General features: G+C 70.1%; 10 protein-coding genes. 5 read left to right on the top strand and 5 right to left on the bottom strand.

Features of this window, described 5'->3' with window-relative positions; translation table 11 throughout:
- Nucleotides 1-175 precede the first annotated feature (175 nt).
- The 4 genes from ACFVJS_RS24005 to clpS all read right to left on the bottom strand — a co-directional run bounded on the left by ACFVJS_RS24005 (nt 176) and on the right by clpS (nt 1,889).
- The gene (locus ACFVJS_RS24005) at nt 176-451 is read right to left on the bottom strand and encodes a MoaD family protein (RefSeq protein ID WP_008358635.1); all 276 of its coding nucleotides are present in this window, start codon (nt 449-451) and stop codon (nt 176-178) included.
- Nucleotides 452-483: 32 nt separating this feature from the next.
- Entirely contained in the window at nt 484-912 is a 429-nt protein-coding gene (locus tag ACFVJS_RS24000) for a Mov34/MPN/PAD-1 family protein (RefSeq protein ID WP_378885738.1), read from the bottom strand.
- Nucleotides 913-1,005: 93 nt separating this feature from the next.
- The gene (locus ACFVJS_RS23995; RefSeq protein WP_378885737.1) at nt 1,006-1,596 is read right to left on the bottom strand and encodes a DUF2017 domain-containing protein; all 591 of its coding nucleotides are present in this window, start codon (nt 1,594-1,596) and stop codon (nt 1,006-1,008) included.
- On the bottom strand, nt 1,596-1,889 hold the full coding sequence (gene clpS, locus ACFVJS_RS23990) for an ATP-dependent Clp protease adapter ClpS (protein WP_040755277.1): 294 nt from the start codon (nt 1,887-1,889) through the stop codon (nt 1,596-1,598). The genes ACFVJS_RS23995 and clpS overlap by 1 nt, the downstream gene beginning before the upstream one ends.
- 26 nt (nt 1,890-1,915) lie before the next feature.
- Between clpS and ACFVJS_RS23985 the strand changes: the two genes are divergently transcribed.
- From ACFVJS_RS23985 to ACFVJS_RS23975, 3 genes are all read left to right on the top strand, one after another.
- A complete protein-coding gene (locus tag ACFVJS_RS23985; RefSeq protein ID WP_378885736.1) occupies nt 1,916-3,208 on the top strand; it encodes a nicotinate phosphoribosyltransferase in 1,293 nt (430 codons plus the stop codon).
- Nucleotides 3,209-3,338: 130 nt separating this feature from the next.
- Nucleotides 3,339-3,914, top strand: a complete 576-nt coding sequence (locus tag ACFVJS_RS23980; RefSeq protein ID WP_378885734.1) for an isochorismatase family protein — start codon at nt 3,339-3,341, stop codon at nt 3,912-3,914.
- Between the two features lie 55 nt (nt 3,915-3,969).
- Complete coding sequence (locus ACFVJS_RS23975) at nt 3,970-5,214, top strand: MFS transporter (RefSeq protein ID WP_378885732.1); 1,245 nt, start codon at nt 3,970-3,972, stop codon at nt 5,212-5,214.
- Here ACFVJS_RS23975 and ACFVJS_RS23970 read toward each other — a convergent pair.
- Nucleotides 5,211-5,810 (bottom strand): TetR/AcrR family transcriptional regulator, encoded by a 600-nt coding sequence (locus tag ACFVJS_RS23970; RefSeq protein WP_378885731.1) that lies wholly within the window; start codon nt 5,808-5,810, stop codon nt 5,211-5,213. The genes ACFVJS_RS23975 and ACFVJS_RS23970 overlap by 4 nt on opposite strands.
- Nucleotides 5,811-5,871: 61 nt before the next feature.
- Here ACFVJS_RS23970 and ACFVJS_RS23965 point away from each other — a divergent pair, with 61 nt between their 5' ends.
- Together ACFVJS_RS23965 and ACFVJS_RS23960 are read left to right on the top strand one after the other, a co-directional pair.
- Nucleotides 5,872-6,822: a patatin-like phospholipase family protein gene (locus ACFVJS_RS23965; RefSeq protein ID WP_378885730.1), complete on the top strand. Its 951-nt coding sequence runs from the start codon at nt 5,872-5,874 to the stop codon at nt 6,820-6,822.
- Nucleotides 6,819-8,234, top strand: a 1,416-nt coding sequence (locus tag ACFVJS_RS23960) for a flavin-containing monooxygenase (protein WP_378885728.1), incomplete at its 3' end; no start/stop codon positions are given. The genes ACFVJS_RS23965 and ACFVJS_RS23960, both read left to right, overlap by 4 nt.

Below are 8,234 nucleotides of genomic sequence, written 5' to 3'. Positions count from 1 at the left end.
CGACAACTACACTCAAACATCCGTCGGCAGCGACAGTTGTGTAAAACCCACATATTCTGGGGTGAGAAACCGCTGGTTGCAGACCGAGATACCTCGGTCTGCAACCACTTCCTTCGCGGAACTCCGCGAGGGGAGTGAGCGCTCACCGAGTTACCTCGGTGAGCATCCACACAGCTCAGCAGCCGCCGGCGACGGCGGGGAGGACAACGACCTGGTCGCCGTCCTTGAGCTCGGCGTCGAGACCGCCGATGAAGCGGACGTCCTCGTCGTTGATGTAGACGTTGACGAAGCGGCGCAGGTCACCGTTGTCGATGAGGCGCTCCTTGATGCCGGAGTGGTTCGCCTCGAGGTCGTCGATGAGCGCGCTCAGGGTCTTGCCCTCGGCGCTGACTGCCTTCTCACCGGCGGTGTAGGTGCGGAGGATGGTCGGGATCTTGACCTCGATGGCCATGGGTTCGTTCTCCTAGATGTAGGTGTTGCGCGTCACGACAACGTCGGGACGATGGTGATTTCTTCCTCGGTGACGTTGCCGTCGACGATCCGGAACGACCGGAACTCGACCGGGCCGTCGTCATTGCCGTGCTCTCGGGTGCTGACCAGCACGTAGTGGGCGTTCGGCTCCATCGCCAACCCGATGTCGGTGCGGGACGGGTAGGCCTCGGTGGCCGTGTGGGAGTGGTAGACGATCACCGGCTCCTCGTCGTTCGCGTCCATCTCCTTGTAGAGCTGGAGCAGATCGGTCGAGTCGAACTCGTAGAAGGTCGGCGAGCCCGCGGCGTTGATCATCTCGATGAACCGCTCGGGCCGGTCGGACCCCTCAGGGCCCGCGACGATCCCGCACGCCTCGTCGGGATGGTCGCGCTTCGCGTGAGCGACGATCGCGTCGTACGTCGCCTGGTCGATGGTCAGCACAGGATCAGCCTAGGCGGCACGAGCCGACGGCCGGTCTTTGCCCAGGTTGCGGACATCGGCCTCCGGACCACGTCGCGTTGGTGTAGGACCGGCTCAGCTCGCGGCGACGAGGGCCTCGACGATGGTCTCCTGCAGGATCCCGACCCACTGGTAGATCCCGTAGACCTGGCCGGCGGGGTCGTCCTCGGGCAGCGAGTCCCAGAAGTCCTCGTCGCCCTCCTCGACGCCGAGCCTGGTCGCCAGCGCGAGCCGGATGTCGGTGAAGGAGCGCATCCACGCCTCGGCGTCGCCGATGGAGAGCTCGACGTCGATGACGAGCCCGTCCTCGTCGAGCTCGGGCGGCAGCCCGGCCTCCTCGAGGGAGTCGATGATCGTGGAGGCGGCGCGCGCCTTGCCGTCGCGGAGTCCGCCCTCGGTGAACCGACGGAACTCCCCGGCCGCCTCGGCGTCGTCGCCGTAGGCCGAGGGGAACAGGCGCTTCAGCACCGGGTCCTCGGGCTCCGTCGTCGGCCCCGAGAAGTCGAGCAGCGCCTCGAGGGGGTCGTCGCTCTCCGCCGGCGCCGCGACCTCGTTGCGCAGCAGCTCGACGAGCTGCGAGGCCAGCGAGCGGAGCAGGTCGGCCTCGAACCCCGAGAAGGTCGCGATGATCTGCTTGCTGCGGCGGTGGTAGCTGAACCCGCCCATCAATCCTGCTTCTCCAGCGTCGCCCACAGTCCGTACTCGTGCATCGCCTGCACGTCGCGCTCCATCTCCTCGCGCGAGCCGGAGGAGACGGCCGACTTGCCGTCGTTGTGCACCTCCATCATCAGCTTCTCCGACTTCTTCTTGGAGTAGCCGAAGTACTTCTGGAAGACGAAGGTGACGTAGGACATCAGGTTGACCGGGTCGTTCCAGACGATGGTCACCCACGGGGTCGCGGGCGCGACGAGGTCATCGACCTCGGGCTCGTCGAGCTCCACTGGGCTTGGCGCGCTCATACAGACCATCGTGCCACGATGTGCTGGTGGACTCGACAGCGGACTCGACCGCGCTCCTGACAGATCACTACGAGCTGACCATGCTCCAGGCAGCCCTGAAGGCGGGCACGGCGGAGCGCCGTGCCGTCTTCGAGCTCTTCCCCCGGCGCCTGGCCGGCGGGCGGCGCTACGGCGTGGTGGCCGGGGTCGGCCGGGCGCTCGATGCCATCGAGGCGTTCCGCTTCGACTCCGAGCAGCTGGCCGTCCTGGAGGGCGTCGTCGACGGCCCCACCCTGGAGTGGTTGGCCGGCTACCGCTTCACCGGCGACGTCTGGGGGTACGCCGAGGGCGAGACCTTCTTCCCGCACTCGCCGCTGCTGGTCGTCGAGGCCAGCTTCGCCGAGGCGGTCGTCCTGGAGACGGTGCTGCTCTCGATCTACAACCACGACTCGGCCATCGCGACCGCGGCGTCCCGGATGACGATGGCGGCCGGCGAGCGGCCCTGCATCGAGATGGGCTCGCGGCGTACCCACGAGTCGGCCGCGATCGCCGCCGCCCGTGCGGCCTACGTGGCCGGGTTCACCGCCACCTCCAACCTCGCCGCCCGCGCCCGCTTCGGCGTGCCCACCACCGGCACCTCGGCGCATGCCTTCACCCTCCTGCACGACACCGAGGAGCAGGCCTTCCGCGCGCAGGTCGCCTCCCTCGGCAAGGGCACCACGCTGCTCGTGGACACCTACGACATCGCCGAGGCGGTGGCGAAGGCGGTCGAGATCGCCGGCCCCGAGCTCGGCGCGGTGCGGATCGACTCCGGCGACCTCGGACTCCTCGCCCAGGACGTACGCCGCCAGCTCGACGACCTCGGCGCCACCGAGACGAAGATCATCGTCACCAGCGACCTGGACGAGTACGCCATCGCCGGCCTCGCGGCAGCCCCGGTCGACGGCTACGGCGTCGGCACCCAGCTGGTCACCGGCTCCGGCCACCCGACCGCCGGCTTCGTCTACAAGCTGGTCGCCCGCGAGGGCGCCTCCGGCGAGCTGGAGCCGGTCGCCAAGAAGAGCGCCGCGAAGACCTCGATCGGCGGCCGGAAGTACGCCCTGCGCCGCCGCGACCGGAAGGACGTCGCCGACGCCGAGGTGATCGGCATCGGCACCCCTCCTCAGGGTGACGACAACGACCGTCCCCTCCTCACCCAGCTGGTGAGCAAGGGCGAGGTCGTCGGCCGCGAGCCCCTCGACGCGGCCCGTGACCGCCACCAGGCCTCCGTCGCCGAGCTCCCGGTCATCGCGCACTCGCTCCTCAAGGGCGATCCCGCGATCCCCACCCAGTTCATCTGATCGCGCGCCGCCCGGCCGGATGTTCGTCTAGGTATGCAGACCAACCGTCACAGCCCAGGTGGAACTCCGCTAGGGATGTGACGGTTCGGCTGCATACCTAGACGAACCGTCACCGTCTACGCTGGCGAGCATGACGCGTGCACTGATCGTGGTCGACGTACAGAACGACTTCTGCGAGGGCGGGTCGCTGCCGGTCGAGGGCGGGGCCCGGGTGGCCTACGACATCGGTCAGCTGCTGCGCGAGCGGGCGGCGAGCAAGGAGCCGGAGCAGACCTACGGGCTGGTCGTGGCCACCAAGGACCACCACATCGACCCGGGTGCCCACTTCGGCAACCCGCCGGACTACGTCAGCTCCTGGCCGGCGCACTGCGTGGTCGGCACGGACGGCGAGGCCTTCCACCCCAACCTCGACCCGGTGACGTTCGACGAGATCTTCCGCAAGGGCGAGTACGCAGCCGCCTACTCCGGCTTCGAGGGCGCGGCTACCGGCGGCGCGACCCTGACCGACTGGCTCCGCGCCCAGGGTGTCGAGGAGGTCGACGTGTGCGGGCTGGCGACCGACTACTGCGTACGTGCCACCGCGCTCGACGCGCGGGCGGCGGGCTTCCACACCAGACTGCTCTCCGACCTGGCCGCGGGCGTGGCGGCGGCCTCGACCGCGGCTGCCATCGAGGAGATGCGAGCGGCGGGGGTAACGGTCTCGTGACAGAATCCGGAATTTTCGGCAGATAGAGTCCGCCAGACGGTCTATTGTCTCTCGAATGGCTCGGATCTCGGCGACAGCCCCACTTCGTGAACCCCACTTCCGCTGGTTCTTCGCGTCCCGCTCGATCAACCTCGTGGGCAACTTCATGGCCCCGGTCGCACTGGCCTTCGCGGTCCTGGAGGTGAGCGACGCACCGATCGCCATCGGCGCCGTCCTCGCGGCCCGCACCATCCCGATGATCGTGTTCATGCTCATCGGCGGCGTGATCGCCGACCGGATGGGTCGGGCGCGGATCCTGTTCGCCTCCAACCTGGTCTCCGGCCTGAGCCAGGCGGTGGTCGCGATCCTGGTCATCGCCGGGGTCGCCGAGCTGTGGCACCTGATCGCCCTCTCCGCGCTCAACGGCATCGTCTCGGCCGCCGGTCTGCCTGCCCAGCAGGGGATCATCCCGCTCGTGGTGCCTCGCACCATGCTGCAGGAGGCCAACGTGCTGATGTCGCTGACCCGGGCGGTCGTGGCGGTCGCCGGCCCCGGCACCGCCGGCCTGCTGGTCCTCAGCGTCGGCGCCGGCTGGGCGCTCGCACTCGATGCCGCCACCTGGATCATCGCGGCGCTGCTGCTGCTTCCGGTCAAGCTCAGCGGATCGGTCAGCAAGGCCTCGGTCGTCGGCGACCTGCGCCTGGGCTGGGACTACTTCCGCACCACGAGCTGGCTGTGGCTCTGCGTCGGCGCCGCCACCGTGCTCAACGCGCTCTACGAGGGCGGGCTGCTCACCCTCGGGCCGCAGCGCGCCGAAGGGTCGTCGCTGGGCGCGGGCGGCTGGGGCCTGCTCCTGACCTTCCAGGGCGTCGGCGTGCTCGTCGCGACGCTCGTGCTGATGAGGGTCCGGCTCGAGCGGCCGCTGTTCTACGGGATGATCGGCATGGCCCTGTTCGGGCTGCCGATCGCGGCCCTCGGCTTCTCCACCGACCTCGCCGTGCTGCTGCCCGCGGCCGCCCTCTCCGGCGCCGGCATCCAGGTCTTCAGCCTCGGCTGGCAGCTGTCGATGCAGGAGAACATCCCCAGCGACCTGCTCTCCAGGGCCTCGTCCTACGACCAGCTCGGCACCTACATCGCCATCCCCATCGGGCAGCTGGCGATGGGACCGCTGGCGGCTGCGTACGGGATCGAGAACATCCTCGCGATCGCCGGCATCGCCTACGTGGTGATCTCGCTGGCGACGCTGCTGAGCCCTGCCGTACGCGGCCTGAACCGGGTCACGTTCCCCGCCCCCGAGCGCAACGGGGCCCCGGCCCACTAGGCCTTCTCGGCGCCCTCCAGCAACGACCGCAGCAGGTCGACCAGGCTGGCGACCGACAGGTCAGGGTCGAACGCGCGCTGGACGCCGAGCCCGATGCCGAGAGAGAGCAGCTGGACGGCGGCGTCCTCTGCAGGCGAGGGCAGCCTCAGGCCGAGGTCCTCGGCCTGCTGCTCGATGAGGCCGGCGACGGCAGAGGTGAGCTCGCGGCGCCTGGTGGCGAGCTGTTCGTTCACGCCCGGGACGCGGCGGGTGCTGGTCGCGAACTCGACCTCGAGCGCGGTCCAGCCGACGTCGCCGATGTTGGCCTCCGCCCACGCCGCGAAGGCGTCGATCCTGCCCTCGACGGTCTCGACACCGCTGACCGCGCCCGCCAGCGACAGCGCCCGCTCCTGGTGGATCACGTCGAGCACGGCGAGCCCGAGCTCGTGCTTGGTCGAGAAGTTCGAGTAGACCGCGCCCTTCGAGAAGCCTGCCTCGGTCGCGACCTTGTCGAGCGAGGTGGCGTTGTAGCCGTCCGAGAGGAACAGACGGTGTGCGGTCTCGATGAGTCGCTCGCGGGTCTGTGCGTGCGACTCCTTGCGCGTGATCCGGCCCACGGGACCAGATATTACCAGTTCGGGCTACCACCGGTATTCAAATACCACTAGTATCCGAAACATGACGCCTCGACGCGCACTCGCCATCGGCTGCGGCGGCACCCTCGGGTTCGCCTGGACAGCCGTCGCCCTCCGCGCCCTCGAGGAGGCCCTCGACTGGGACACGCGCACCGCCGACGTACTCGTCGGCACCTCCGCTGGCTCGGAGATCGTCGCGGCCCTGGGCTCCGGCCGTACGCCGCAGGACCTGCTCGACGCTCTCGACGGGGCTCCTGGTGCAGACCCGGTCCTCGCGGCCCACGTCGCCACCCACCCCGGCAAGGTGCCGCCGAGGCCCGCTCCTGCGCTGCCCACGCTCGGCCTGGTCCGGTCCGGGGTCGCGCGCCGCTCGCCCTACAGAGCGCTGGCGGGGCTGCTCCCCCGCGGGCGCGGCGACGCCGCCTGGCTGAGGACGTACGGCGACGCGCTGGCCGGTTCCGGCGGCTGGGTCGACCACCCCGCGACCTGGCTGGTCGCGGCCGACGTGGCGACCGGCGAACGGGTGGCGTTCGGGTCCTCCGGCGCCCCCACGGCTACGCTCGGCGCGGCCGTCGCGGCGTCGTGGGCGATCCCGGGCTGGTTCCCGCCGGTCGAGATCGCCGACCGGAGCTACGTCGACGGCGGCGCGGTCTCCTCCGTCTCGGCCGACCTCCTCCTAGACCCCGCCGTCGGTCCGGCGATCGAGGAGGTCGTGGTGGTCGCCCCGATGACCACCGAGGGCGGCGTCCCCGCTCGTGGGCTCGACCGGGTCGAGCGCCTGCTGCGCTCCCAGATGACCACCGTGCTCGACCGCGAGGTGGCACGCCTCCACGAAGCCGGTGTCCGAGTCATCCGGGTCGAGCCCGGCGCCGACGAGCTGGCCGCCATGGGCCCGAACTTCATGGATCTCGGCCGCCGCGAGGCCACCCTCGCCGCGGCCCGCCGACACGTTCCCGGCCGTGTCGCGGCCGCACTCGAAGGAGCAACCGCATGAGCAACCACCACGAGGTCGTCGTCATCGGCGCCGGCATCTCCGGCATCGCCGCCGCGATCAAGCTGCGCGAGGCGGGCGTCGAGGACGTCGTCATCCTCGAGAAGGCGCACACCTACGGCGGCACCTGGCGGGCCAACACTTATCCGGGATGCGCCTGCGACGTACCGTCCAACCTCTACTCGTTCTCGTTCGCACCCAACAGCGACTGGTCGCGGGTCTACGGCAACCAGCCGGAGATCCTCGCCTACATCGACCGGGTCGCCCGCGACCACGGCCTCGAGGACATCACCCGGTTCGGTGTCGAGGTCCTGGGAGCCGCCTGGAGCAACGAGTCCGCAAGGTGGCACCTGGAGACCAGCGTCGGAGACATCTCCGCCCGCTTCCTGGTCGCGGCCGCCGGGCCGTGGAACGAGCCGAAGATCCCGGACCTGCCCGGGCTGGACGACTTCCCCGGCGAGGTCTGGCACTCGGCCCGCTGGAACCACGACGTCGACCTCGACGGCAAGCGCGTCGCCGTCATCGGCACCGGTGCGTCGGCGGTGCAGTTCGTGCCCCAGATCCAGAAGCAGGTCGACGGCCTGCACCTGTTCCAGCGCACGGCTCACTGGGTCCTGCCCAAGGTCGACCACCCGGTGCCGGACGCGGAGAAGTGGGTCAAGCGCAACGTCCCCTTCTTCGAGAAGGCGCTCGGCGCCGTGGAGTACGCCGCGATGGAAGCCGTCGGCGTCGCCTTCCACCACCCCCGGCCGCTGATGCACGGGCTGCAGAAGATCGGCCAGGCCTATCTGCGGGCCGCCGTCCGGGACAAGGAGCTGCGCGCGAAGCTGACACCCGACTACCTGATCGGCTGCAAGCGGATCCTCTTCTCCAACAACTACCTCCAGTCGCTGACCAAGCCGAACGTCGAGGTGCACGCGACCGGCGTCGAGCGGGTCGACGGCACCACCGTGATCGGCTCCGACGGCAGCACCGCGGAGGTCGAGGCGATCATCCTCGGCACCGGTTTCCACATCCTCGACATGCCGGTCGCCAACCTGATCCACGGAGCCGACGGCCGCACGCTGGCCGAGCACTGGGCCGGCTCCCCCGAGGCCTACCAGGGCACCTCGGTCACCGGGTTCCCCAACGCGTTCGTGGTGCTCGGCCCGAGCCTCGGCACCGGTCACGGCTCCGCCTTCGCCGTCGCCGAGTCGCAGGTGGCGATGATCACCGCGGCCATCACCACCGCCCGCTCGCAGGGCTGGACGCAGCTCGACGTGACCCCGCAGGCCCAGGCCGCGTACGTCGGCGAGGTGCAGGCCGCGCTCGTCGGCACCGCCTACAGCGGCGCCTCCTGCCACAGCTACTTCATCGACGCCAACGGGCGCCCGGATCCTCACCGCCGTCGAACCGCCCGAGCTGCTGGCCAGGCT

Source organism: Nocardioides sp. NPDC057772 (assembly GCF_042798075.1).
Taxonomy (GTDB): domain Bacteria; phylum Actinomycetota; class Actinomycetes; order Propionibacteriales; family Nocardioidaceae; genus Nocardioides.
Note: the sequence above shows the minus strand (reverse complement) of the source record. Positions and strands in the feature narration are given on the sequence as shown.